Source organism: Amycolatopsis jejuensis, assembly GCF_000717335.1.
GTDB classification, from domain to species: Bacteria; Actinomycetota; Actinomycetes; order Mycobacteriales; family Pseudonocardiaceae; genus Amycolatopsis; species Amycolatopsis jejuensis.
The window spans coordinates 287,130-310,562 of sequence record NZ_JNYZ01000010.1 but is presented as its reverse complement, the minus strand read 5'-3'; the positions used below and the strand labels follow the sequence as shown (position 1 = coordinate 310,562).

Annotated in this window: 20 protein-coding genes; all 20 read left to right on the top strand. The window is 67.7% G+C overall.

Going from position 1 to position 23,433, the window contains the following annotated elements:
- Positions 1-164: 164 nt before the first annotated feature.
- The 20 genes from OO71_RS15100 to OO71_RS15005 all read left to right on the top strand — a co-directional run bounded on the left by OO71_RS15100 (position 165) and on the right by OO71_RS15005 (position 23,426).
- A complete protein-coding gene (locus OO71_RS15100; RefSeq protein WP_033290358.1) occupies positions 165-3,002 on the top strand; it encodes a helix-turn-helix transcriptional regulator in 2,838 nt (945 codons plus the stop codon).
- A 62-nt stretch (positions 3,003-3,064) separates the two neighbouring features.
- The gene (locus OO71_RS51615; protein ID WP_051791566.1) at positions 3,065-4,462 is read left to right on the top strand and encodes an eCIS core domain-containing protein; all 1,398 of its coding nucleotides are present in this window, start codon (positions 3,065-3,067) and stop codon (positions 4,460-4,462) included.
- Between the two features lie 110 nt (positions 4,463-4,572).
- Positions 4,573-5,262, top strand: a complete 690-nt coding sequence (locus tag OO71_RS15090; RefSeq protein ID WP_162186073.1) for an AfsR/SARP family transcriptional regulator — start codon at positions 4,573-4,575, stop codon at positions 5,260-5,262.
- Between the two features lie 35 nt (positions 5,263-5,297).
- Positions 5,298-5,513: a hypothetical protein gene (locus OO71_RS15085; protein WP_033290357.1), complete on the top strand. Its 216-nt coding sequence runs from the start codon at positions 5,298-5,300 to the stop codon at positions 5,511-5,513.
- A gap of 55 nt (positions 5,514-5,568) precedes the next feature.
- Entirely contained in the window at positions 5,569-7,224 is a 1,656-nt protein-coding gene (locus OO71_RS15080; RefSeq protein ID WP_033290356.1) for a phage tail sheath family protein, read from the top strand.
- A 16-nt stretch (positions 7,225-7,240) separates the two neighbouring features.
- The gene (locus OO71_RS15075; RefSeq protein ID WP_033290355.1) at positions 7,241-7,762 is read left to right on the top strand and encodes a phage tail protein; all 522 of its coding nucleotides are present in this window, start codon (positions 7,241-7,243) and stop codon (positions 7,760-7,762) included.
- 4 nt (positions 7,763-7,766) lie between these two features.
- Positions 7,767-8,417 (top strand): phage baseplate protein, encoded by a 651-nt coding sequence (locus tag OO71_RS15070; RefSeq protein ID WP_156096301.1) that lies wholly within the window; start codon positions 7,767-7,769, stop codon positions 8,415-8,417.
- Positions 8,414-9,046 (top strand): hypothetical protein, encoded by a 633-nt coding sequence (locus tag OO71_RS15065; protein WP_033290354.1) that lies wholly within the window; start codon positions 8,414-8,416, stop codon positions 9,044-9,046. Before OO71_RS15070 ends, OO71_RS15065 begins: the two co-directional genes overlap by 4 nt.
- Entirely contained in the window at positions 9,043-10,227 is a 1,185-nt protein-coding gene (locus tag OO71_RS15060) for a Pvc16 family protein (RefSeq protein WP_033290353.1), read from the top strand. The genes OO71_RS15065 and OO71_RS15060 overlap by 4 nt, the downstream gene beginning before the upstream one ends.
- Complete coding sequence (locus OO71_RS15055; RefSeq protein ID WP_051791563.1) at positions 10,224-11,963, top strand: ATP-binding protein; 1,740 nt, start codon at positions 10,224-10,226, stop codon at positions 11,961-11,963. Before OO71_RS15060 ends, OO71_RS15055 begins: the two co-directional genes overlap by 4 nt.
- On the top strand, positions 11,960-12,208 hold the full coding sequence (locus tag OO71_RS15050; protein ID WP_033290352.1) for a hypothetical protein: 249 nt from the start codon (positions 11,960-11,962) through the stop codon (positions 12,206-12,208). The genes OO71_RS15055 and OO71_RS15050 overlap by 4 nt, the downstream gene beginning before the upstream one ends.
- A 43-nt stretch (positions 12,209-12,251) precedes the next feature.
- Entirely contained in the window at positions 12,252-12,908 is a 657-nt protein-coding gene (locus OO71_RS15045; RefSeq protein WP_033290351.1) for a hypothetical protein, read from the top strand.
- Between the two features lie 10 nt (positions 12,909-12,918).
- The gene (locus tag OO71_RS15040) at positions 12,919-13,236 is read left to right on the top strand and encodes a LysM peptidoglycan-binding domain-containing protein (protein WP_033290350.1); all 318 of its coding nucleotides are present in this window, start codon (positions 12,919-12,921) and stop codon (positions 13,234-13,236) included.
- Positions 13,229-14,350 (top strand): hypothetical protein, encoded by a 1,122-nt coding sequence (locus OO71_RS15035; protein ID WP_084144950.1) that lies wholly within the window; start codon positions 13,229-13,231, stop codon positions 14,348-14,350. The genes OO71_RS15040 and OO71_RS15035 overlap by 8 nt, the downstream gene beginning before the upstream one ends.
- Positions 14,347-14,874 (top strand): phage baseplate assembly protein V, encoded by a 528-nt coding sequence (locus OO71_RS15030; RefSeq protein ID WP_033290349.1) that lies wholly within the window; start codon positions 14,347-14,349, stop codon positions 14,872-14,874. The genes OO71_RS15035 and OO71_RS15030 overlap by 4 nt, the downstream gene beginning before the upstream one ends.
- A gap of 9 nt (positions 14,875-14,883) precedes the next feature.
- Entirely contained in the window at positions 14,884-15,201 is a 318-nt protein-coding gene (locus OO71_RS15025) for a hypothetical protein (protein WP_033290348.1), read from the top strand.
- A gap of 5 nt (positions 15,202-15,206) precedes the next feature.
- Complete coding sequence (locus tag OO71_RS15020) at positions 15,207-15,566, top strand: GPW/gp25 family protein (RefSeq protein WP_245633671.1); 360 nt, start codon at positions 15,207-15,209, stop codon at positions 15,564-15,566.
- Positions 15,563-18,136 carry a putative baseplate assembly protein gene (locus OO71_RS15015; protein WP_033290346.1) on the top strand — a complete coding sequence of 858 codons (2,574 nt, stop codon included), beginning with the start codon at positions 15,563-15,565 and terminating at the stop codon, positions 18,134-18,136. Before OO71_RS15020 ends, OO71_RS15015 begins: the two co-directional genes overlap by 4 nt.
- Entirely contained in the window at positions 18,133-21,321 is a 3,189-nt protein-coding gene (locus tag OO71_RS47395; protein ID WP_051791561.1) for a putative baseplate assembly protein, read from the top strand. Before OO71_RS15015 ends, OO71_RS47395 begins: the two co-directional genes overlap by 4 nt.
- Complete coding sequence (locus OO71_RS15005) at positions 21,318-23,426, top strand: hypothetical protein (protein WP_033290345.1); 2,109 nt, start codon at positions 21,318-21,320, stop codon at positions 23,424-23,426. The genes OO71_RS47395 and OO71_RS15005 overlap by 4 nt, the downstream gene beginning before the upstream one ends.
- The last annotated feature ends 7 nt before the right edge of the window (positions 23,427-23,433 follow it).

The window sequence follows — 23,433 nt, the reverse complement described above, 5'->3', positions numbered from 1 at the left end:
CAATCGGTTGGCGCTGTTGCTCCACGGTCCGCAACAGCCGCCGGACCGACCTACCCGAATGTCGCAGCGATCATTGGCAGCCATTCAGCGCGGTGAGAAATTCACTCGTCGCTGCGCTGTTCGGCGGTACGATTCGTCGGGAGCTGTTCCGGGGAGGCTGGCACATGGAGGCGGCACCGGCTGGCAGAGCGGACTCATTCCGGGGAGAGGGTGGGTCCATCGTCGCGTGCCGGGAAACCGAAACGCAGGCGCCGTTGGTCGGGCGCAATGCCGAATTCGCCGTGCTGACCGAGGCGATTGCGGCCGCCGGCACCGGGCGCGGTGGCACCGTGCTGGTGTGCGGGCAGCCCGGGATCGGCAAGTCGCGGCTGGCGGCCGAGGCCGTCGGGGTGGCGCGGGGCAAGGGATTCACGGTGATCGAGGGCCGGGCGGACCCATTGCTGTCGGGGCTTTCCTACGCGCCGGTCGTCCAGGCTTTCCGCGGGCAGCTGCGTTCCGGGCCGGACAGCGGAAACCTTGCGGCCTTGTTCCCTGACCTGCGGGCCACGGACACCGGCGATCCCGGACTGCAACGCACCCGGATGTACGAATCGGTGCTCGCCGTCACGCGCCGGCTCGCGGACCGCAACCCGGTACTGCTCGTGCTCGACGATCTGCATTGCGCTGATCGGGGGACGATCGAACTCCTGCATTACCTCGGCCGGAACGCGGACGATCTGCCGTTGCTCGTGCTCGCGTGTTTCCGGTCGGGGGTGGGCAACGACGCGCTCGACGCGATGGCCGAGGCGACCCGGCGGCATCCGTCGGGGCGGCTGCTCGACCTCGCCCCGCTCAGCGACCGTGCGGTACGGGATCTGGTGCGGCACGTCATGGGTACGCCGCCGCCGGTCGCGCTGCTGCGGGCGGTCACCTCGAGGGCGTCCGGGGTCGCCTTGTTCGCGGTTGCGCTGACCAGGCATCTTGCCGCGCGCCGGATGTCCGGTCCGCTGCCCGAGGTGATCCGGGACGTGGTGCGGGAGCAGATTTCGCACCTCGGCGACCTCGACCGGCGGCTGCTCGAAGTGGTCGCGGTCGCGGGGACGCACGGGCGCTCGGAGGTGCTGGCCGACGTGTCGGGGCTGGATCTCGGGGCCCTGCACGCGGCGTTGCGGCGGCTCGTCAGCAGGCGGCTGGTCACCGAGCGACGGCCCGATGCCGAGCCGCATTACCAAGTGGCGCATCCGCTTTACGCCGAGGCGGTCTATTACGAGCTCCTCCTCGCCGAACGGCGGACGCTGCACGCGGCCATCGGCGCGGCGCTGCACAACGCCGATCGCACGGTGGCCGCCGCGCCGCATTACGCGGCCGGGGGTGACAGCGTTCCGGTGGACCGCGCGATCGAGGTGTTCAGTGCCGCCGGGAATCGTGCGCTCACGGTGGGGGATTTGACCGAAGCCGCCGAGTACCTGTCCGCTGCGTTGCGCCGGGCGCGTGACACGCGGCCCGATGCGGTGCCTGCGTTGCTCGTCGACCTGGCTCGGCTGCAGCAAGGGCGAGGCCGGTTGGACGAGGCCGCCGAGTTGTTGCGGGACGCGGTCGCGCTCAGCGAGCGTCGCGGGCAGGACGCCGAGGGACGGCGGGCGTGGCGGCATCTGCAAGCGGTGCTCGAAGTCGAACGGGGAAACCTGCCCGCGGCGGTCGGTCTCGCGCGGGCCAGCGGCCGCCGCCCGGAGACCGATCCGCCGATGCGGCTGATGATTCACTGGATCATCGCGTTGCGGCACGGCGATTTTCCCGAGCTGGCCTTGATTTCCCAAGAGCTCGTGGCGTTACCGTCCACAAGCGACACTCCGAGCGCGCGTTCGGTGGCGCACCTCGGGGCGGGTTCGCTTGCCGCGTTGTCCGGCGACGTCGGGACTGCCGCCGCCGAGCTGAGCAGCGCGCTGGAACTCGCCGCACGGTGTGGAGACGAGGCGCCACATCTCGCGTTCGCTCCGCGGATGATGCTCAATGGACTGTCCACTTTGAGCGGTGACCTCGCTACCGCGATCCGGGTCGCGGACGTCAGCAGTACACCGCCGGTCCGGCAATGGCTTCCGTCGGCCACCTGTTACCTGCAGACGATGCTGGCCACCACCCGGTACTTCGCCGGGGACTTGCGTACGGCGTTGTCCGAAATGGACAGTTCGGTGGCGGAGGCCCGCCGGGTCGGGCAGGATCGGTTGGTGGGACGCACTTTGGCCGGGCGGGCGTTCATCCGCGCCGAGCGCGGCGCTCTCGCCGAGGCGGCCGAGGATCTGGCCGGCGCACGTCGGCATTACGACCCTTCGCAGATCGACCTCGTCGACGCGCTCGACCTGGCGGCCACGTCGCTGGCCTTGCGCCGCGGGGTCGCGGCGGAAGCTCCGGCGCTTGCTGACACGCCGCCGTTCGGGGACACCCAGCTCAACTGCCTCCGGATCGCGTTCGCCGGGTACGCCGCGGTACAGCTGAGCGATTTCACCGAGGCCGACCGGATCGCCGGAATTCTCCGTGCCGGGGGCGGCAGTTCGCCGGTACTGCACGCGCTTGCGGATCGGCAGCAGGGATTCATCGATGCAGCGCAGGGAAAGCAGGACGAAGCGGTGGCGCGGCTGCGGTCGGCCGCCACCGCCTTGCGAGACCTCGGCATGATTTTACTTGCCGCCCAAGCTGAACTGGAACTTGCCGAGCTGCTGGAACCGTCCGAAGCGGACGTGGTCGCCGCCGCTGCGACGGCTGCGTTCACCGCCGCCGGGAGTGTTCCCTGGCCGCATCGGATTGCCAAACAAGGACATTCGATCCCGGCGCCGCGCTCGGGCCCGCTCACCCGAAGGGAAACCGAGATCGCGAAGCTGGTCGGCCAAGGACTGTCCAATGCGGACATTGCGACCGCCTTGTTCCTCAGCGAGCGGACGGTGGAAACGCACCTGCGCAACGTCTACCGCAAACTCGGCCTGAAATCGCGCGTCCGGCTCGCGCAGTGGGCCCGCGACCGGCGGTGACGGGGCGGTGACGCTTCCCGATCACACTGCGGCGGTGGTCCAGTGATCGGGAGGGGTCGCAGGTGGAGCGGATCCGGATGGCCGGTGAGCCGGTGCCCGCCGGTCCCGAGCCGGTGGGCGGGCATCCCCTCGAACCGGAAGTCCGGCAGTTCATGGAACAGCGGTTCGGCCAGGACTTCAGCCGGGTACGGGTGCATTCGGACCCGGCCGCGACGCAGCTTGGGGCGAAGGCGTACACCGTCGGCGAGCAGATCGTTTTCGACCCTGGCGAATACCGGCCGGAGTCTGAACCCGGCAGATACACGCTCGCGCACGAGCTGGCGCACGTCGTGCAGCAACGTCGCGGCGGTGGTGCCGCACCCGGGTTCGCCGTCGGCCATTCGCTCGACCGGTCGGCGGACGAGGCGGCGGCCGAGGTGGTCCGCGGCACCGGCGGGCCCGTGCCGGTGGCCGGGGCCAGCGCCCCCGGTCTCGCACGACAGGCCGACTCGAAGGTGGTCGTCACGAATCTCCGTGGCCGGCCGGTGTTCGAAGCCGCGCGCGCCGCGGTCACCACCTTGACCTCGGTGCTTCACCTGCTGGGGTGGGCGGTCACGGGCACGGCGCTGGGGCTGCGGGCGTCGGGCAACGCCGGTGCGGGGGTCGGGGTGGGCGCCGGACAGGACACGATGGTCTTCGTCAACCTCGAATCCGGCGAGGTCACCACCGACATCATCGGTTACGCCGAACTCGGCCTCGGGGTGACCGCGGGCGGCAGTGAATCGGTCGTCGTGGCGGTCCGGCTCGGCCCGCTCGGGCAGGCGGGCAACGTCTCCGGCGCGTACGCGGGCGGGAGCCTTAACGTCGCGGTGAAACTACTGGCGGGAGTGGGATTTTCGGTCAGTACCGGCCTCTTCTCGGGAGAGGAGGGCTGGGTGGCGGCGGCGTTCAGCCTCGGCGCCGAGGCGGGCGCGCGGGTGTCCGGCAGTTACGGGGTCAGCGCGGTGGACACAGTTGCCCCGGCCATTGCCGCGTGGACCCAGTCGGTCGCGACCGGTCTCGCGTCCGGCACGCAGACCGCAGGCGCGATCGGACGCGGGATCGGTGGCGCGGTAGCGCAGCTGTTCGGCAGCGTGGTCGGCATCCTCGACCCGGCAGGCTGGAACCTCACTGGATACACGCCGGTCGAGCAGCAGGCGTGGCGAGAGTTCGGCGGGTACCTGACGCGGGTGATCGCGGCCACGACGCTGGACCGGTTTCTCGCCGGGGAGTCCCAGGGCGTGCCGGTGGCGCGGCGGATCGCATCGGTGGGGGACGTGGGCGTGTTCATCCGCGTGTCCGAGGCGATCAATGCCCGGTACCGCCGAATGGCTGGCCCCGCGGTGCGGCCGGGTGACGAGATCTGGCCGGCGAATGCCTTCACCGATCGCACGTACCTGCAGTTCCTCGCCTTCCTGCGGGAGCAGCGGCTGCTGGGCTGAAGTTACGTGGTAGCACGGATGGCGCGGCCGGGGGCCGATGACGATCATCGATAGTCGAAGATCGAGGGGGAGGGTGTTCGGTTCGCATGGTCGTTTCACAGATGAAAACGGTGGGAGAAGTAGAATCGGTGCTCGTCGTGCAGCTGCTGCCGACCTTCGCAGTGGGTGAGCGGCCGATTTCCCGTGCTGCACAACGATTGGTGACGTATCTCGCGCTCCGCGACAGACCCGTGCGCCGCGCCGAGGTCGCGCACGCGTTGTGGGTCGATTCGTCGGAAGAACACGGGGCGGCCAGCCTCCGGACCACCTTGTGGCGGGTCGGCCGGGTGCATCGGGATCTGGTGAGTGCGGCTTCGGATTGGCTTTCGCTGGCCGATACGGTGGCCGTCGACGCGCGGGCCGCCGTGAGCCTCGCGCGCTCGCTCACCACTTCCGGCGGTGAATTGCCGGAGGACAGCGAGCCGGTGATCGGCCTGCTGGCCACCGATCTGCTGCCGGATTGGTACGACGATTGGCTGTTCGTCTACCGCGAGCGCTGGCGGCAGCTTCGCTTGCACGCCCTGGAATGCCTGGCCGAACGGCTCGCGGAGGCGGGCCGGTTTTCCGAGGCGGTCGACGCGGCACTCACCGCCGTGGAAGGTGAGCCGTTGCGGGAAAGCGCGCACCGCTGCCTGATCCGCGTGCATTTGCTCGAAGGGAATCGCGGCGAGGCCGTGCGGGTTTATCGTGCGCTGGCGGAAATGCTGCGGGCCGAGCTCGGGGTGTCGCCGGGCCCGGAGGTACGCGCCCTGCTCGGGTGACGGCGCGGTGACGGGAAACCGTTGTACTGCACCACATGGAAGGTGCGGACCCGGAGCAGGTCGCGTTGCACGTCCTTCGGGCGTGGCGGACTCCTGACGGACTGCTGCGGGTCCGCATCACGACCACCACCGACGTGCGTACCGCCGCGGTGACGTCGGTGGTGCTCACCACGCACGACCAAGTGCTTGCTTCGGTAGCCCGCTGGCTCCGCCGGATCGGCCCCGCAGACGGCGACGTGACGCCGCGGTGACGGAACCAGTGCACGCTCACGGACCACGGCCGAGCGGCCGCGGAGGGAGACGGCCATGCCCATCACGCCCACCTTTCCGGGTGTCTACATCGACGAGCTGCCGAGCGCGGTTCGCACCATCACCGGGGTGCCCACCTCGATTGCGGCTTTCCTCGGCACCGCCCCGCGCGGGGCGGCCGACCAGGCCGTGCACATCACGAGCTGGGAGGACTACGAGCAGGAGTTCGGCGGCCTGGACGCGGGGAGCGCGCTCAGCTACGCGGTCTACCAGTTCTACCAGAATGGCGGCAGTGAAGCGGAAATCGTGCGGGTGGTGGGGACTTCACCGCCAGCTCCGGCGCCCGCCGACGCCAGGGACGCCGGGAATGCCGGTGAGGCTGGGAATGCCGGGGACGCTGAGGAAGCTGCGCCGCCCAAGGCCGCGCCCGCGTCGATTGCCCTGCCGAACGGACCGACCCTGTACGCGACCGGTCCGGGAACGTGGGCGAACGGAACCCTGCGCGCCCGTGTCGATTACGAAACTGCCCCCGATCCGGACGGCAAGCTGTACAACCTCACCATTCGCGACTCGGCCCGGAATGCCACCGAGCATTACCTCAATGTGAGCAGCGACGTGACGAGCTCGCGTGCGCTGAAAAACGTCCTCGCTTCGTCACGGCTGATCGGAAAGATCGAGAACGGCGAAAAGCGCCCGACCGCGCATTCTTCCACCGGTTTGGCCGAAGGGCAGGACCCGTTCCCGGACGACAAGAAAGACGTCTGGTACACCGCGGCGGCGCAAGGCGCGGACGGTCCCGCGCCGAGAAGCGAGGACTACCTCGGTGACCGTGCCGCCCAGACCGGGCTGTACGCGCTCTTGAAGACCGACATCTTCAACATGCTGTGCCTTCCCGGCGAGCCGGGGCTGATCGGTGGTACGGCGAACATCCTGTCCGCCGCGCTCGAATTGTGCGTGGAACGCCGGGCAATGCTCATCGTGGACCCGGACCCGAACTGGCAGGCGCCCAATGCCGTTGCGACGGCGGTAAAGGCGTCCGGATTCGTACTGAACACGGATTCCGCGCGCAACGCGGCATTGTATTTCCCGCGGGTGAAGCAGCCGGACCCCCATCAGGAGAACGCGGTCCGGGAATTCCCGCCGTGCGGGGTGATCGCCGGAACGTGGGCACGTACGGATGTCCAGCGTGGCGTTTGGAAGGCGCCGGCCGGAACCGAGGCGACGCTCAATGGCGTCAGTGCGCTTTCCGTGCAGCTCACCGATCGGCAGAATGGCGTGCTCAACCCACTCGGCGTCAACTGCTTGCGCGGGTTGCCGTCAGTCGGGAATGTGGTGTGGGGTGCGCGGACGCAACGCGGCGCGGACATTCTTGCGAACCAATGGAAATACCTGCCGGTGCGGCGGCTTGCGCTGTACGTCGAGGAAAGCCTTTACCGCGGTACGCAATGGGTCGTGTTCGAACCGAATGACGAGCCGTTGTGGTCGTCGATCCGGCTCAACGTGGGTGCGTTCATGAACACGCTGTTCCGGCAGGGTGCTTTCCAGGGCCGCACTCCGAAGGACGCTTACCTGGTGAAATGCGACGCGACGAACAACCCGCAGAACGACATCGACCGTGGGATCGTGAACGTACTGGTCGGGTTCGCCCCGCTGAAGCCCGCCGAGTTCGTGCTCATCCACATCCAGCAGCTCGCCGGCCAGATCCAGGTTTAGCAGGAGGCAGACCGTCATGTCCGACAGCAAGACGAAACGGCGCGACCCGTACAAGAACTTCCGGTTCCGGGTCAAGTTCAGCGGCGGCGACTACATGCTCGGCGTCAGCAAGATCACCGGGTTCAAACGGACCACCGAGGTGATCAAGCACCGTTCCGGCGGCGATCCGGCGACCAGTTTCAAACTGCCCGGTCGCACCGAGTACGACGCGATCACGCTCGAGCGTGGCGTGACCGCGGACAAAGTCTTCGAGCAATGGGCGAATCGCGTGTGGAGTTTCGCCAATGCCGGGCAGGGCCTGGAGACCTCGCTCAAGGACTTCCGCCGCGACCTCATCGTCGACGTGTTCGACGAGGGCGGCCAGAAGGTGTTGTCCTACCAGGTTTTCAACTGCTGGGTGTCCGAGTGGCAGCCGGTGTCCGATTTGGACGCCAATGCGAACGCGGTCGCCGTGCAGCACCTCAAGGTCGAGAACGAGGGGTGGGTGGCCGAGGAGGTGACCGAGCCGAAGGACGTGTCCTTCGAGGACCCGGCGTGACGTGATGGCGGCGTTCCCGGAAGCCGTGCTGCTGGCCGCGTGGGAAGCGGCGTTGGGGTTCGCCGGGGTACGGCGGGCGCTCGCGTTGGCCGTCGCGGGTGGTGCGGAACCGGCGTCGGTCGCCGATCTCGCGCTCGGCCGCCGGGACGAATTCCTGCTGGCGTTGCGGGAACGGTGTTTCGGTACCACTTACCCGTGCCTGGTCACGTGCCCGGCGTGCGGGGAGGATCTCGAACTCGAATTGACCGGTGACGATTTACGCGCGTCCGGTGGAACTGCGACGACGGCCGGTTACGAGGTGCGTCCGGTGACGAGTCGGGATCTGCTGGAAGTGCGCACTCGGCGGGAATTACTGGCACGGTGTGTGGTTTCGGCGCCGTCACCAGAAGGTGAGGTTCCGGCAGTGGCACTGTCCACTTGCGACCCTCAGGCGGACGTCCGGATCGATCTCGATTGCGCTTCGTGCGGACATCGGTGGACGTCGCCGTTCGACATCGCGAGGTACCTGTGGACGGAGCTGGAGACCCACGCGCGGCGGCTGTTGTACGACGTCCATGCGCTGGCGACGGCGTACGGCTGGGCGGAGGCGGACGTGCTCGCGGTGAGCCCGGCGCGACGGCGGTACTACCTGGAACTGGCAGGGAAAACGGCATGAACGATTTCGTGGACCGGCTGCTCGGCCATGGCGATGCGCCCCCGATCCGGCCGATGGTGCCGACCTTGTTCGAGCCGGTCACCCCGGTGGAGAGCCCGTTGCCGATGGGGACCTTTACGACGTCGAGGCCGGTGGAAATCCCCGCGGCACCGCCGCCGGTGGTGGAGCACCCGACGGATCCGGTGTCGCGAGTGGACACCGAGCGGCTGTCCACTGTGGCCCGGGAGATCAACACGGAACTCCGGACCGAGGCAGAGCGGGTCATCGTCGAGTCCACAATGGACCACGCTACCGAGACAATCTTCGACCGCGAGGTGCGTGCGGAAACCCACCGGCAGGACGTCGTGACGGCGCCGGTCCCGACGGAGCTCAAAGCGCCGGCAGACAATTCAACGGTGGTAACGGAAAACACGACGACGGTGACGGCGTATCCCGTCGAGCACACCGAGCAGCGTGAAATGCCGGTGCCACCGGTAGTGACCCGCCGGGACAAACCGGCACCGCCTCCGGACGTGCACATCAGCATCGGACGGGTCGAGATCAAAGCCCGGACCGCGCCGGAGCCGCGTCCGGCGCCGAAGCGGAAACCCTTGCTCAGCCTGGACGACTACCTGCGGGAGCGGAGATGAGTGACGCCCACGCCATCGAAGCGGTGACCGAGGCGCTGGTCCAGCTGATCTCGGAAGGGACGCGGGAGGTCGAGAGCGGGGCGAAGGTCGAGGCACGGCCGCCGCAGGACACGCCGGGGCCGAGCGGCGACCCGCAGCTCAACCTGTTCCTGTACCAGGTCGGCGTCGATGCGGGACTGCGCAACGAGGACCCGGCGTGGCTGCGGCCCGGCGAACACGGCGATCCGCAGCTGCCGCTCGTCCTGCGGTACCTGGTCACCGCGTACGTGCCCGGCGGACACGACATCACCGCGCACCGGATGCTCGGCGCCGCGATGCGGACGTTGCACGAACATCCGTTGCTCAGCCGCGATCGGCTGCGGCAGGTGCCGTCGCGCAGTGACGTGTCGGAGCAGTCCGAACTCGTCCGGCTCACCTGGCAACCGTTGGGGGAGAAAGACATTCACTCGCTGTGGTCGGCGTTTCAGACCAGCTACCGGCTCACCGTCGCGTTCGAAGCCGGGCCGGTGCTCATCGACAGCCGACGGCCGCCGCGGACACCCGTTCCGGTGTTGCGCCGGGGCGCGCAGGACCGTGGTCCCGAGGCGTTCGGGAGTGTCGAGTCGCCGTTTCCGGAGCTGGCCGCGGCGGTGCCGGTCGACGGACAAGCGGCTCGGGTCGGTGAACGGGTCATCCTGCGCGGTGCGAATCTGGCGAAGGCGCGCGACATCCGGCTCGCGCATCCGCTGCTGGCGGCGCCGGTCACCGTCGCCGCCGAGCCGGTCAGCGAGACCGAGGTGCGGCTCCAGCTGACCGGCTCGTACCTGGCCGGGCTGTGGTCGGTGTCCGTGGTGGCGGTCGACGAGACGGTGACGAACGAGGTTCCGCTGGCCATCGGGCCGCAGATCACCAGCAAGATGCCGATGACCGTGCGGCGGACCGGGTCGAATGCGGTTGTCCAGCTCACGTGCCGTCCGCCGGTGCGAGCCGGGCAGCCGGTGCTGCTGGTGCTCGGGTCCCGCGCGATTCCGGAGCGGCGCGCGAGCCACGCGACCGGCACGAAACTGACGTTCGACGTGCCCGACGCGCCGCCTGGTACGCATCTCGCCCGACTGCGTGTCGGGGGAGTGGACAGTCGGCTGGTCGACCGGAGTGGGGACAAGCCTGGGTTCGACCCCGCACAGACGGTGACGATCACGTGACCGAGGCGTTGGCTGCGTCGCTGGAATGGGTACGCGAGACGCTGCGTGGTCACCCCGCGCCGCATCCGCCGGACCCGCCTGAGCTGGCGGTGCTGGCGACGCGGCTCGGGTTGTCGCCCTTCGAACGGGACGCCTTGCTGTTGTGTGCGTCGGTTGAACTGGACCCGTCGATTGCCCGGCTTTGTGCCGAGGCGCACGGCAATGCGCAGATGACGTATCCGACGTTCGGCTTGGCGCTCAGCGTTTTGCCGGATCCGGCCTGGGAAGCGGTGTCGCCACAGGGTGGGTTGCGGTACTGGCGGTTGGTCGAGGGCGTGGGCGGGGTGTCCGCGCCGCTGCGGGCCGACGAGCGGGTGGTGCATTACCTGAAGGGCCTGACCTGTCTCGATGACCGGCTGAACCCGCTGGTCACGTCGTTGCCGACGGGGGAGGTGGCGGAGTCGCAGCGGCGGGCGGCGGAGGAGGTCGCGAGCCAGTGGCCGCGGCCGGTGCTGCTGACCGGGCCCGACGAGTCAGCCAAGCGACTGGTCACGGCGCAGGCGGCAGCGGCGTCGGGGCGGGTGGCGTACCGGCTGTCGGCACTGCCCGCGCAACCGGCTGAGCTGGACGAACTGGCCCGGCTGTGGCAGCGCGAGGCCGCCTTGCTGCCGCTGGCGTTGTACCTCGATGCCGACGAGGAAAGCCAGGCCGATCGCTTTGCCGACCGGATCACCGGGCCGGTGGTGCTGGCGGCGCGGGAGCCGCGGCCGGGACGCCGTCCGGTCGAGGTCGGTCCGCCGACTTCGAAGGAGCGGGCGCTTGCTTGGCGTGAGGTGCTCGGCGTGGACCAGACGGTCGTCGACGCGCTGGCCGCGCAGTTCGCGCTCGACCTGTCCGCGATCGCGGAGGTCGCGGTGGTCGCGGGCGCCGACCCGGCGAAGGTGTGGCACGAATGCCGGGTCCGGACGCGGCCTCGGCTGGCGGGGCTTGCGCAGCGGCTCGAACCGAAGGTCGGCTGGGACGATCTCGTGCTGCCGTCGCCTGCCCGGCGGCTGCTCGCGGAGATTGCGGACCAGGTACGGCTTCGGACGACCGTGCAGGACACGTGGGGATTCGGCGGGCACGGGCTGAGCGTGCTGTTCTGTGGCCCTAGCGGCACCGGTAAGACGATGGCGGCCGAGGTGCTGGCGAATGCGTTGTCGCTGGACCTGTTCCGGATTGATCTGTCCACAGTGGTCAGCAAATACATCGGCGAGACCGAGAAGAATCTGCGCCAGCTGTTCGACGCGGCCGAGGGTGCGATTCTGTTCTTCGACGAAGCGGAGTCGATGTTCGGCAAGCGCAGCGAAGTCCGTGATGCGCACGACCGGTACGCGAACATCGAGGTCGACTATCTGTTGCAGCGCATGGAATCCCATCGCGGGCTGGCGATTCTGGCCACCAACATGCGGTCTGCTTTGGACACTGCGTTCCTGCGTCGGCTGCGGTTCGTGGTCGAGTTCACTTTCCCCGGACCTGCTGAGCGCAAGCTGATGTGGCAGAAGGCTTTTCCGACGCGGGCGCCGTGCGCCGACCTGGATTTCGAGCGGCTTGCGCAGCTACCGGTCAGTGGTGGGATGACCAGGAACATCGCAGTGAACGCGGCTTACCTCGCGGCCGCGGCGGGGACCGGGATCACGATGCAGACTGTGCTGGACGCGGCGCGGACCGAATTCCGGAAACTCGAACTTCCGGTGCCGGAGCGGGATTTCCGGTGATCGAAATCAGGATCGACCGGATCGTGCTCGACGGGGTGGATCTGTCACCGGGGCAGGCCCGCGCCCTTCGCGACGCGGTGGAGGCGGCGTTGTCGAGTCTGGTCACCGGGGAATCGAGCTGGCGGGAACTCCGGCGGCGCAAGGTCGTGGGGCCGGAGCTGGACTCTTTTTCGGTACCTGCGATTGCCGAGGCTATTGCCCGGTCCATTCATCACGGGATCGGTGACGCCTCGGTGACGCCCTGACGGCACTCTGCCATCACGGCGTTCACTCGGGAGGACCACGACGATGACCACCTTTCCACGGAGCCTCAATCCCGTCCGGGGCGGGTTCGTGCTGGTGGACCCGGACAGCGGGCGGCCGGGCAAGACCATTCCGTTCCAGTACAACCCCGATACGCTCACCCGCACCGTGCAAATGCAGGGAATCGGTGCCGAGCCGGGTGACCGGCTGGAAGCGTTGCGGCTCAAGGGACCAGCGCACGAAACCTACCGGTTCGACGCGGAATTCGACGCGACGGATGCACCGTCGAAATTCCCCGATGGCCTGTTTCCGGTGCTGTGCCTGCTCGAGAAAAGCCTGTCTCCGACCTACCAGCAGTTGCGTGACGAGGATTCGCAAGCCGGTCAAGGACAACTCGAAATCGTGCCGGTGGAAGCGCCGCTGACCGTACTCGTGCTGGGTCCGAAACGGGTACTGCCGGTGCGGATCACCGATTTCAGCGTCACGGAGGAAGCCTTCGACGCCGCACTGAATCCGATCCGGGCGAAGGTCAGCGTGTCCGTTCGAGTGCTCACTGTGGACGATCTCGGCTACCCGCATCCCGGTGATCCGGGCGCCCGCGCCAAGGGCGGAGCGCTCTACCTCACGCATCTCCAGCAGAAGGAACGGTTTGCCGACACCGTGAACCGTCCGATCACCGACGTCGGCGTGCCGACCGTATAGGAGGTGGACGATGTTCTCCGCCACGAGCCGCTACTACGGCCTGCCCACCGCGGTCCACGACCTTCCCGACGGGCGCAAGGTCACCTACGTCCGGCGGCGGTTCCTGCCGCATCCCGAACAGCTCGCGCAAATCGGCGAACGCGTGGTGGCGCCCGGCGATCGGCTCGACCGCATTGCCGGCGAGGTCTTCGGCGACGCCGAGCAGTATTGGCGAATCGCGGACGCAAACCGGGCGATGGACCCGGATGAGCTCACCGCGGAACCCGGCCGACGCCTGCGGATCACGTTGCCGCCTGGTATTCCGGCGGGAGGAACCGCTGGTGGGTAAGAGTTTCCGGCTTCAGCTGATGATCGGCCGCGTACTGGCCGCGCCGGTCCCGCGCGAGCTCGTCGACGCCCTGCAGTCGGTGCAGGTCACGTCTGCCGCGGGGGAGCGCAGTGGCTTTCAGCTGACGTTCGCGGTGAGCAAGAAATCGGTGCTCACCCGGACGTTGCTGCCGTCCGGGCTGCTCGATCCGCCCGCGCGGGTGGTGCTGTCCGCGATCGTCGGCGGTTCGTCCGAGGTGCTGATGGACGGCGTGATTACCCGGCACGAGATGAGCCCGGGCTCCGGACCGGGCGAGTCGACGCTCACAGTGACCGGCGAGGATCTCACCGCGCTGATGGACCTGCGACACGAGCGGGAGGTCTTCCCCGGGATGCCGCTGCACGTCCGGGTGCTGAAGATCCTTGCCAAGTATGCGATGTACGGGATCATCCCGGCGCCGGTTCCCGTGCTGTTCTGGGAACCCGAGCTGCCGCAGGAGAAAATCTCCGGCCAGGCGGGGTCGGACCTCGCCTATCTGCGGTACCTTGCCCGTGACGCCGGCTATTCCTTCTATCTGATCCCTGGACCGCGGCCGGGGGTGAGCACCGCGTATTGGGGTCCGGAGGTGCGGGCGGGTGTCGTGCAACCGGCGCTCACTGTCGATTCCGGGCCGGTGACCAATGTGGAATCCCTTTCGTTCAGCTTCGACGGGATGTCGCGGAAGCAGTACACGATGCGCCTCACCGAGCCGGTCACGAAGCTCGGGGTTTCCATCCCGGTCCCGGATATTGCGCTGCTCCGGCCTCCGCTCGCCGCGCGTCCCGCGGTGGCCCTGAGCGAGCAGCCATTACCCAATTTGACCGGGCTGTCGGTCTCGGACGTTTTGCTCCGCGGCCTGAGCCAAACCACGAAAGCCGCGGATGCGGTGTCCGGACAGGGAAAACTCGACGTGCTGCGGTACGGCCACGTCCTACAAGCCCGGTCGCTCGTCGGGGTGCGTGGCGCCGGGCCGGCGTACGACGGGCTCTATTACGTCAACCGGGTCACGCATGAGATCAAACGTGGTGAATACAAGCAGAGTTTCGGACTGACCAGGGACGGTTTCGTCCCCTTCTCTCAGCAGGTGAGCGTATGACGGATCGGTTCGACGGCACCTATCAGGGCGAGGTTGTGTCCAATGTGGACCCATTGGGCCTCGACCGGTTGCTGGTGCGCGTGGGCGATGTACTGGGGGACAACGCCATCTGGGCGCGGGCGAGCATGGCGGCGCCGGGAATGAACGTGGTACCGCTGATCGGGTCCGGCGTGTGGATCGAGTTCCAGGACGGCGATCTCGGCCGGGCAGTGTGGACCGGGTTCCGGCGTGACGTCGCCGCGGAGGGGCCGCCGATCTCGTCCAGCATCCTGCCGGGCGTGCCGCAGGTGGTGATCGGCACCCCGTTGACCACGGTGGGTGCGCCGCCGCAGAACTACCTGCTGATCACCCAACAACCCGGTCCGACCGGCGGGATCCAGCTGCAGATCCAGGGCCCGTCGGGACCGTACGTGAAGATGAACGAGACCGGTATCGAGCTGTCCTGCGGGCCGGGGCTGGCGTCGATCCGGCTCACCGGGACCTCCGTCGTGATCAACAACGGCACTTTCGTCGTTCCGAAGTAGGGGATGGGCATGCCGGGCTTCTTGCTCCACAGTGGAATGTCGATGACCTGCCCGCACGGCGGCAAGGTCACCGCGGTACCGGCCGGTCCGCCCGCGGCGCTGGTGAACGGGATGCCGGTGCTCACCTCGAAGGACCAGCTCATTGTCGGCGGCTGTACCTTCACTCCGCCGTGCGCGAAGGTGCAGTGGACGAATGTCTCGTCACTGCTCGCCGATGGCTCGCCAGTCTTGACGCAGACCACTCCGGCCGGTCCGGGTGGCGGTGTGTGCGTCGGTTCCGGACCGCCGCTGGTCGTTTCCATGCAACAGCTCGTGACCGGGAGGTGACCACTGTGGACATCGACTTCCCGTTCCATTTCGACGGTCGCGGCCGGACCGCCGAAACCGGCTACGCCGACCATATCCTCGACCTCATCGAGCAGTTGCTCTTCACCACACCGGGAGAACGCGTGATGCGCCCGGACTTCGGCTGCGGGCTGCTGGACCTGGTGTTCGAACCGGACAGTCCGGAGCTGGCGGCAGCGGTGCAGGTGTCGGCGGAGGGGTCATTGCAGCGCTGGCTCGGTGACCTGATCACGGTGCAGTCGCTGGAAGTCACCGCCGAGGAGAGCACCCTGCGGATCGAGATCGGGTACGTGATTCTCGCGACCGGTGAGCGGCGCGAGGACGTCATCAGGGGGAGAGCGGCATGATCGGCTGTGCGGACGAGCGCCGCCGGGTGGACGTGCGAGCGGCCGGGCGCAATGGGATCGACTCGGTCGGTGTGACGGACGACGGCCTGATCGTTGGCCTGTTCGGTAAGGCGCCGGAAGGCTTGGTACCGGCGAACTTCCGGATCGACGGCGGACGCCGGGTCACCGGAATCAAGGTCGTCGCAGTTTCGGTGTGCAGCTCCGAGGATCCCGATCTTGCCGACGAGATCCGGCTGAAGCTGTCTCGCACCGGTGACTTGTCGACGTACCGGCTGTGCATTGTGGAGGCCACCGCGGTCGGAAAGCCAGGTACGAAGCCGTATCCGGGCTTTGATCCGCGGTATTCCTGTGTGGACTTCACGTTCGGCAGCTGCGGCGAGGTGGACTGCGTGCCGGTTTCGGAGAGTCCACAGCAGACTGATCCCGCCGTTGAAATCGATTACTTGAGCAAGGATTACGCCAGCTTCCGGCAGCTTCTGCTGGACCGGCTCCGGCTGACCATGCCGTCGTGGACCGAACGGCACGTTCCGGACGTCGGCATTGCGCTGGTCGAACTGCTTGCCTACGAGGGTGACCGGCTGAGCTATCAGCAGGATGCCGTCGCCACCGAGGCGTACCTGGACACCGCGCGGCTGCGGGTCTCAGTGCGGCGGCATGCGCGACTGGTCGATTACCCCATGCACGATGGATGTTCGGCGCGCGCGTGGGTGTGTGTCGAGGTGGATGAGCAGGTCACCCTTCCGGCGGGGACGTTCCGGTTTTCTACCCTGTCCGGGACGGTGTTGTCGGAGGCTGATCTGCGGGGTACGCCGGAGATTTTCGAGCCGGTGTATGACGAACCGGTTGCGCTGAATCCCGCGCACAACCGGATCAGCCTGTGGACGTGGGGTGATCGTGACTGCCGCCTTCCGGCCGGGACGACGTCGGCGACGCTCGTCGACAGCGGTCGCGTATTGCGGCTCGCGGCGGGGGATGTGCTGGTGTTCGAGGAGGAATCCGGCTCGCGTCGGCAAGCGGTGCGGCTGACTTCGGCGACTGAAGCGGTCGACGAGTTGTATCAGCAGCCGCTGCTCGAAGTGACTTGGGCGCGCGAGGACGCCTTGACGTCGTCGTTGGAGATCGGGATTGCCCGGGGGAACGTGGTACAGGTCGAGCACGGCCGCCGGATCGACTGGTGTGGCAAGGCACCCGAGGTGGTGCACGGCCGGGAGTTGCGGAATCGGCCGATCACGCAAAGTACGCCGGTACCGTCACCGGCCGCGGCGCAGGCTCGCTGGCTGGTGGGGCTCCCCGGCCGGATTCGCGCGCGATTGACCACGCTGTGGCGCGCCGGTCGACTGTCCGAAGAGGACGTCACGTTCGTCACCGTCCTTTTCGGAGCGTCCCTAGTGGACAAGCTGGGCCTGCGCGACCATCCCCGGCGGGCTTTGCGGTACCTGCTCGCCCGATTCGACGATCTGCTCGAAACCCAGCTCACGCGGCTGAAGGACCTGATCCGCCAGGCGCGTGCGGGGTATGTCCTCACCGCCGCGAACGAGGGCTGGGAGATTGCGCAGAGCTGGGGTGCCGCCGAGGGCGCGGCGATCGGCGAGAACCGTCCGGCCTTCCGCGGCCCGGCGAATACGCAACCGGATCCGCGGACCGCACTGCCCGCGGTCACCCTGACCGATCAGAACGGCGACCAGTGGTTCCCGCAACGGGATCTGCTGGAAAGCGGACCGGCGGACCGGCACTTTGTCGGCGAACTCACCGACGACGGCGTGACGGTGCTGCGTTTCGGCGACACTTTTCCGCCGGACGGGAAGCTGACGGCGGCACTGCGAGTCGGCACGGGGACCGCTGGAAATGTCGGCCGGGAAGCGATTAGCAGCATTGTGTTCTGCCAGACCGTTGTTCCGGGTATCCGCCGCGTCCGCAATCCGTTGCCCGCGAGCGGCGGGACTGACCCGGAGCCGGTGTCGGAGGTCCGGCAGCGTGCTCCGCAGGAAGTCCGGCGCCGGTTGTTGCGGGCCATCACCGCGGACGATTACGCAAAGTTGGCCACCGCCTCACCGAGCGTGCAGCGTGCCGCTGGTGACCTGCGCTGGACCGGTAGCTGGTACGAGGCGCAGGTCGCGCTCGACGCGCTCGGCACGGAGGTCGCGCCGGAGTGGCTGCTCGACGAGACCCGCGCGGCGCTGTACCGCTACCGCCGGATCGGCCACGACCTGTCGGTATTCAGCGCAACGCTGGTCCCGATCGACCTGACGCTGCACGTCGAGGTACGGCCCGACTACATCGCCGGGCACGTGCGTGCGGCGCTGCGGCGGGCGCTCGGCGCGTTCTTCCAGCCGGACAACCTCACCTTCGGCACCCCGGTGCGGGTTGCGCAGGTCGTCGCTGCTGCCGCCGCGGTGCCGGGGGTGCGGCACGTGGAGGTGACCAGGTTGGAGCGGCTGTACGGCCCGCCCGGTACAGCGCTCGACACCGGGGTGCTGCCGATCGGGGAGCTCGAGGTGGCGCAACTCGACGACGATCCGAGCCGTCCGGAGAACGGACGCCTCACTCTCGACCTGGCAGGTGGACGATGAGCACCCTGTACAACCGGCCAGGACTGCCCGCGATCTCCCGCCGGATCGGCACGTACGCGAGGTTCCGTCAGTCCATGATGGACCGTCTCGCCACCATCCCCGCTTTGACCACAAGGGACTCGGACGATCCGTCCATCGCGTTACTGGACTGCTGGGCGATCGTCGGCGATGTGCTGACGTTCTACCAGGAACGCATTGCCAACGAAGGATATCTGCGCACGGCCACCGAACCCGAGTCGCTCACGCATCTGGGTAAACTGGTCGGCTACACGCCGCGGCCGGCGCTATCGGCGACGACCTACCTGGCGTACACATTGGACCCCGGCGCCAAGACGGTGATTCCCGCGGGCACCGGCGCGAAGAGTGTGCCCGGGCAGAACCAACTGCCGCAAACCTTCGAGACGGTTTCCGAAATTCAGGCCCGCGAGGAGTGGAACGCCCTTCGGGTCGCCACCGCCGAGCCGGTGGACATCACGAGCGATACCGCCCGGATCGTCGGTCGGCTCGGTATCGAGGGAACCACCGCCGGACTCAAGGCCGGAGACCGATTGTTGTTGCTGTTCGGCACTTTCTCGCCGGTGGTCCGGGTGGTCGCCGACGCAACGACGGACTTCCCGGCCGGGAGAACTTCCGTCACGCTCACCACGCCGGGCGGATTTCCGGACGAGCTCAACCGGGCGATCATCGACCTGTCGTGGACGATCACTCTCGCCCTCGGTCACCACCCCGGACCGTCGCCGTGGATCGACGACACGATCGACTCGCTCACCGCGGCCAAGTCCTATTTGGATGGTCTCGGTTCCGTGCGCACCGTGACGTACGTCCTTCTCCGCACGATTTACGACCTGGGCACCGAGCTGGCGGAACAAGCGGCGCTCGCCCGCGCGCACGCGAGCTGCCCGATCCGGGATTGGTTCAAGTACTCGCTGAAACCCGTCGAGGACGCGACTGCGGTGTTGCGTAAACTGTGTGTTGCCGCAAGGCGGGAAAACGATCCGGAAGTCCGGTATCTGAACAACCTTGCGAAGGGCCTGTACTGCACACCGCCCGCGTTCGCATTTTCCGACGGCCCCCAGACCGGATGTGACCGGGCTGCCGCGTTGATCGGGCTCACGCCGGTACTGCCGTGGTTGCGTCGCGAACCATCGCGGCCACCACGTCGTGCGGTCGACTTGCAGTCCACAGTAGACGAGCTTTTCCACCCGAGTTCCGACGTGCACCCGAAGCTGCTCGTCGCGGCAGACCAGCGGCTGGCGCCCAGCTTGCACAAGGCATGGGCGAACGAGCAGATCTCACCACCACCCAAGCTTTCCGATGTGCAGGTGCTGCGGGTTCGTGCGGTTGCCGAGGCACGCCCGGTAGGTGCGATCGCGGATGCCGCGGACACGACCGCGGTCTGGCTGGACGCGGTGTACGACGGCATTGCCCGCGACAGCTGGGTGGTGCTGGAGGCAGCGACGGGGGAACAGTCGGCCGCGCGTGTGTTGTCCGTGCGGCAGGAGGCGGTCGACGTGAAGCTGCCGGACGGCAAACCGGCGGGGACCAAGCAGGTCACGGTGATCACGTTGAACGACGTCGTGTCGCCGGTTCCGGTGGCAGGCACCGTGGTGTGGGCGCGGGGCGAAATGCTGGCCGCAATCGGCGATCCGATCACCGAGGACGTTCACGGCGACGAAATCGAGCTCGCCCGGCTCTACGACGGTCTCCGGCCCGGTCGATGGCTGGTGGTGTCCGGTGAGCGTACCGACGTGCCGCACACCAGCGGGGTCCAGGCCGCGGAACTGACGATGGTGGCGGGCATCCGCCAGCGGGTCAATCCGGACCGTGCCGGTGATCGGGTGCGGACGTTCCTTTCTCTGACCACCAGCTTGTCGTACCGATATCGGCGGGATACCGTGACCGTCCACGGCAATGTCGTGGAGGCCAACCAGGGGGAAACGCGCACCGAGGTCTTGGGCAGTGGCGACCCGGGTGTGCCCAGCCAGACCTTTCCGTTGCGACAGAGCACTGTGGACAATCCCCTCACGTTCCTGCCCTCTGCCAACGCTTCCGGTGCCGAAAGTACTCTCGCCGCGCGCGTGTCGGGGGTCCGCTGGCACGAGACCGACGGGCTGGTCTGGTCGGGGCCGACGAGTCACGAGTACGAAATGGACACTGGCCAAGACGGGACCCGCACGCTTCGCTTTGGCGACGGGGTACACGGTGCTCGCATTCCAGCCGGAGTGGAGAACGTGACGGCGAGGTACCGGGTCGGCGCTGGCCATGATGGGAATGTGGCGGCCGGGCAGATCAACCAGGCGTCCGGACGGCCGCCCGGCGTGCGTGCGGTGACCAACCCGCTGGCATCCGGCGGCGGAGCGGATGGTGACGGCCCGGCTGACGCGCGCGCCACGATTCCGCTGCGGATGCTGGCGCTCGACCGGCTGGTGTCCATTCGCGACTACGAGGACTTCACCCGAGCGCGTGCGGGAATCGGGAAAGCCAAGGCGGTCAAGCTTTCGGACGGTGGCCGGCGAGTGGTGCACGTGACCGTCGCAGCGATCGGGGACGCGCGGATCGACATGTCGTCCGGTTTGGTCATTGCACTCGAGGAGGCACTGGCCGGCTTCGGCGATCGTGGGATCGAGGTGCGGGTAGCGGTGCGGGAGCGGGTGCTTCTCGTGCTGCGAGCCGGGATCAAGGTGCTGCCGGACTATTCGTGGGATTTGGTGGAACCGGCGGTGCGAGCGGCTTTGCTTGACGAGTTTTCCTTTACTCATAGGGAACTCGGCGAACCCGCGTTCCTCAGCGAGGCGTTCGCGGCCATCCAGAAGGTACCGGGCGTCGATTATGCCGATATCGACGTGTTCGACGGCATCCGTGGCGATGTCACGCCGATCGAGCTGGCGACCATGGTGGACCGGCTGTCCGGCGCGCGGGCGTGCGTGGAGGCGTCAGGGGCACGGTTCGAGGAAGCTTTCGATGAAGTCGGGTATGTAGACGATTTCGGCACCGATACGTTGACCACAATCGCGTTGCGGCACGGCCTTACGGTCGACGAATTGGTCCGGCTGAACCCGCGGCTGTCGTCCACAACGTTGAAGCTGCACCAGAAATTGGCGGTGTCGCGTGGTATTCGCCCCGCCCGGCTCGCCGTGCTCCCTCCCGACGTGCCGGAGGCCCTGACCCTGGTGAGGATTCCATGAACAGCGACCGGCTCTACGACCTGCTTCCGTCGGTGTACCGGCGGCGCGACGAGGAAAACGCAGGCCAGCTGAAGGCGTTGCTGGCCGTGATCACCGAGCAGGCCGACCTGATCGGCGCGGATCTTGACGCGCAGTACCGCGACTGGTTCATCGAGACCTGCCAGGACTGGGTTGCGCCCTACATTGGTGACTTGGTCGGATACCGGCTCCTCCCGGGCGCGGACGAGGCGCTCGCGACGGGTTCGCCCGAGGCGCGGCGACTGCTGTCCGTCCTCGCACCGCGGCGGGATGTCGCGCACACGGTGGGTAATCGGCGGCGCAAAGGTACGTTGGCGTTGCTGGAAGACCTTGCGGCCGACGTCGCGGATTGGCCCGCCCGCGCGGTCGAATTCCGGCAGCTACTCGCGGTCTCGCAGGCCATCCGGCTACACGGCCGCGACCGGCGAGCGGATCGGCGGCGATTGACGCGGGGCCGGTCGGTCGATCTCCACGGCGTCGATGCTCTCGACCGGCTCGACGGCCCGTTCGACGAACTGGCGCATTCGATCGACGTCCGGCGGATCACGTCGTCTCGCGGAACGGGGCGGTACGGCATTCCGGAGATCGGCTTGTATGGATGGCGGTTGAAGCCGTATTCGATCACTCACGCACCGGCGTATTGCGAGGATCGGGCGCGCACGCATTACACGTTCAGCATTCTGGGTAACGACACTCCGCTGATGGTCCGGCCGGTGCGGGAACCGTCGCCGAACCACATCGCGGACGAGACGAACGTACCCGCTTTCATTCGGCGGCAAGCGTTATTCGAACGCCCTGCTGTCTACTATGGACCCGGGAAGAGCCTGTGCGTCTACCTCGCGGACGGAAAGCCGGTGCCGCTGGCCGATATCGTACCCGCGGATCTGTCGGGTTGGCGTTATCGTCCGACGCGCGGGAAAGTGGCAATCGACCCGGTACTGGGCCGGATTGCATTTCCCGCGCGGCACGCACCGGAGTCCGGCGTGTGGGTTACGTATCATTACGGGTTCTCCGCCGACATCGGTGCCGGGGAATATCCACGCCGGGCTGTTTCGGGAAAGGTGTACCGGGTCGGACCCGGATTCCACGGATCGGTCATGGACGCGATCGAGGAGTGGCGTCGGGACAAAGCGGCTGATCCGACCGCGCGGGAAGCGACCATCGAGTTCACCGACAGCGGGGTTTACCAGGAACAAATCGAGCTGCCGGTGGACCGCGGCGACCGGCTGACCCTTCGCGCGGCAAGCGGGGCACGTCCGGTGCTGCGATTGCTCGACTGGCACAGCAATCGGCCGGATTCGTTGCGAATAAATGGAACCGGTCAGGGTTCGGCAGAGGACCCATTGCCCCGGGTGGTCTTCGACGGCTTGCTGATCTCCGGCCGAAGCGTACAGGTCAGCGGCGCGGTCGGGGAAGTCGTGCTGCGACAGTCCACTTTGGTCCCCGGCTGGTCGCTCGGCGAGCATTGCCGTCCCGAGGAGGCGAGCCTGGAGCTGGTCGACACGGAGGCGTGTCTCGAGGTGGAGCGCAGCATTCTCGGCACGATTCTCGTGACCGCCGACGAGGTACACCGGGAACCGAACCAGATCCGCTTGAGCGACAGCATTCTCGACGCTGGTGGTGACGGTCTCGCTGCACTGTGTGCCCCGGACGACGGCTGTGCGCATGCGGTACTGACCGCGCGCCGGTGCACGGTGTTCGGTTCCGTTTTCACCCACGGAGTCGGACTGGTCGAGAACTCCATTGTGGACAGTCCAATGCGGATCGTCCGGCGGCAGCGGGGGTGTGTTCGCTTCACCTGGCTGCCGGAGGAGTCGCGTACCCCACCGCGATTCCATTGTGAACCGGAACATTCCGGGGATCCGCTGCGCGTCGTCCCGCGGTTCACGTCGGTTCGCTACGGCACCCCGGGGTACGCGCAGCTCGACCGGCATTGTCCCGGCGAAATCAGCCGAGGCGCCGAGGACGGGTCGGAAATGGGCGCGTTCCACGATCTGTTCCACCCGCAACGCGAGGACAGTCTCCGGCTGCGGCTCGCCGAGTACACCCCGGCCGGTACCGACGCCGGCATTCTTTTCGCCACTTAGGAGACCG

Bases quoted from the DNA above. Each gene is read 5' to 3' on its own strand.
- OO71_RS15080 (WP_033290356.1), top strand. From the start codon at position 5,569: ATGCCCATCACGCCCACCTTTCCGGGTGTCTACATCGACGAGCTGCCG.
- OO71_RS15015 (WP_033290346.1), top strand. From the start codon at position 15,563: ATGATCGGCTGTGCGGACGAGCGCCGCCGGGTGGACGTGCGAGCGGCC.
- OO71_RS15070 (WP_156096301.1), top strand. From the start codon at position 7,767: ATGGCGGCGTTCCCGGAAGCCGTGCTGCTGGCCGCGTGGGAAGCGGCG.
- OO71_RS15045 (WP_033290351.1), top strand. From the start codon at position 12,252: ATGACCACCTTTCCACGGAGCCTCAATCCCGTCCGGGGCGGGTTCGTG.
- OO71_RS15085 (WP_033290357.1), top strand. From the start codon at position 5,298: ATGGAAGGTGCGGACCCGGAGCAGGTCGCGTTGCACGTCCTTCGGGCG.
- OO71_RS15060 (WP_033290353.1), top strand. From the start codon at position 9,043: ATGAGTGACGCCCACGCCATCGAAGCGGTGACCGAGGCGCTGGTCCAG.
- OO71_RS15040 (WP_033290350.1), top strand. From the start codon at position 12,919: ATGTTCTCCGCCACGAGCCGCTACTACGGCCTGCCCACCGCGGTCCAC.
- OO71_RS15030 (WP_033290349.1), top strand. From the start codon at position 14,347: ATGACGGATCGGTTCGACGGCACCTATCAGGGCGAGGTTGTGTCCAAT.
- OO71_RS15005 (WP_033290345.1), top strand. From the start codon at position 21,318: ATGAACAGCGACCGGCTCTACGACCTGCTTCCGTCGGTGTACCGGCGG.
- OO71_RS15065 (WP_033290354.1), top strand. From the start codon at position 8,414: ATGAACGATTTCGTGGACCGGCTGCTCGGCCATGGCGATGCGCCCCCG.
- OO71_RS15025 (WP_033290348.1), top strand. From the start codon at position 14,884: ATGCCGGGCTTCTTGCTCCACAGTGGAATGTCGATGACCTGCCCGCAC.
- OO71_RS15100 (WP_033290358.1), top strand. From the start codon at position 165: ATGGAGGCGGCACCGGCTGGCAGAGCGGACTCATTCCGGGGAGAGGGT.
- OO71_RS47395 (WP_051791561.1), top strand. From the start codon at position 18,133: ATGAGCACCCTGTACAACCGGCCAGGACTGCCCGCGATCTCCCGCCGG.
- OO71_RS15075 (WP_033290355.1), top strand. From the start codon at position 7,241: ATGTCCGACAGCAAGACGAAACGGCGCGACCCGTACAAGAACTTCCGG.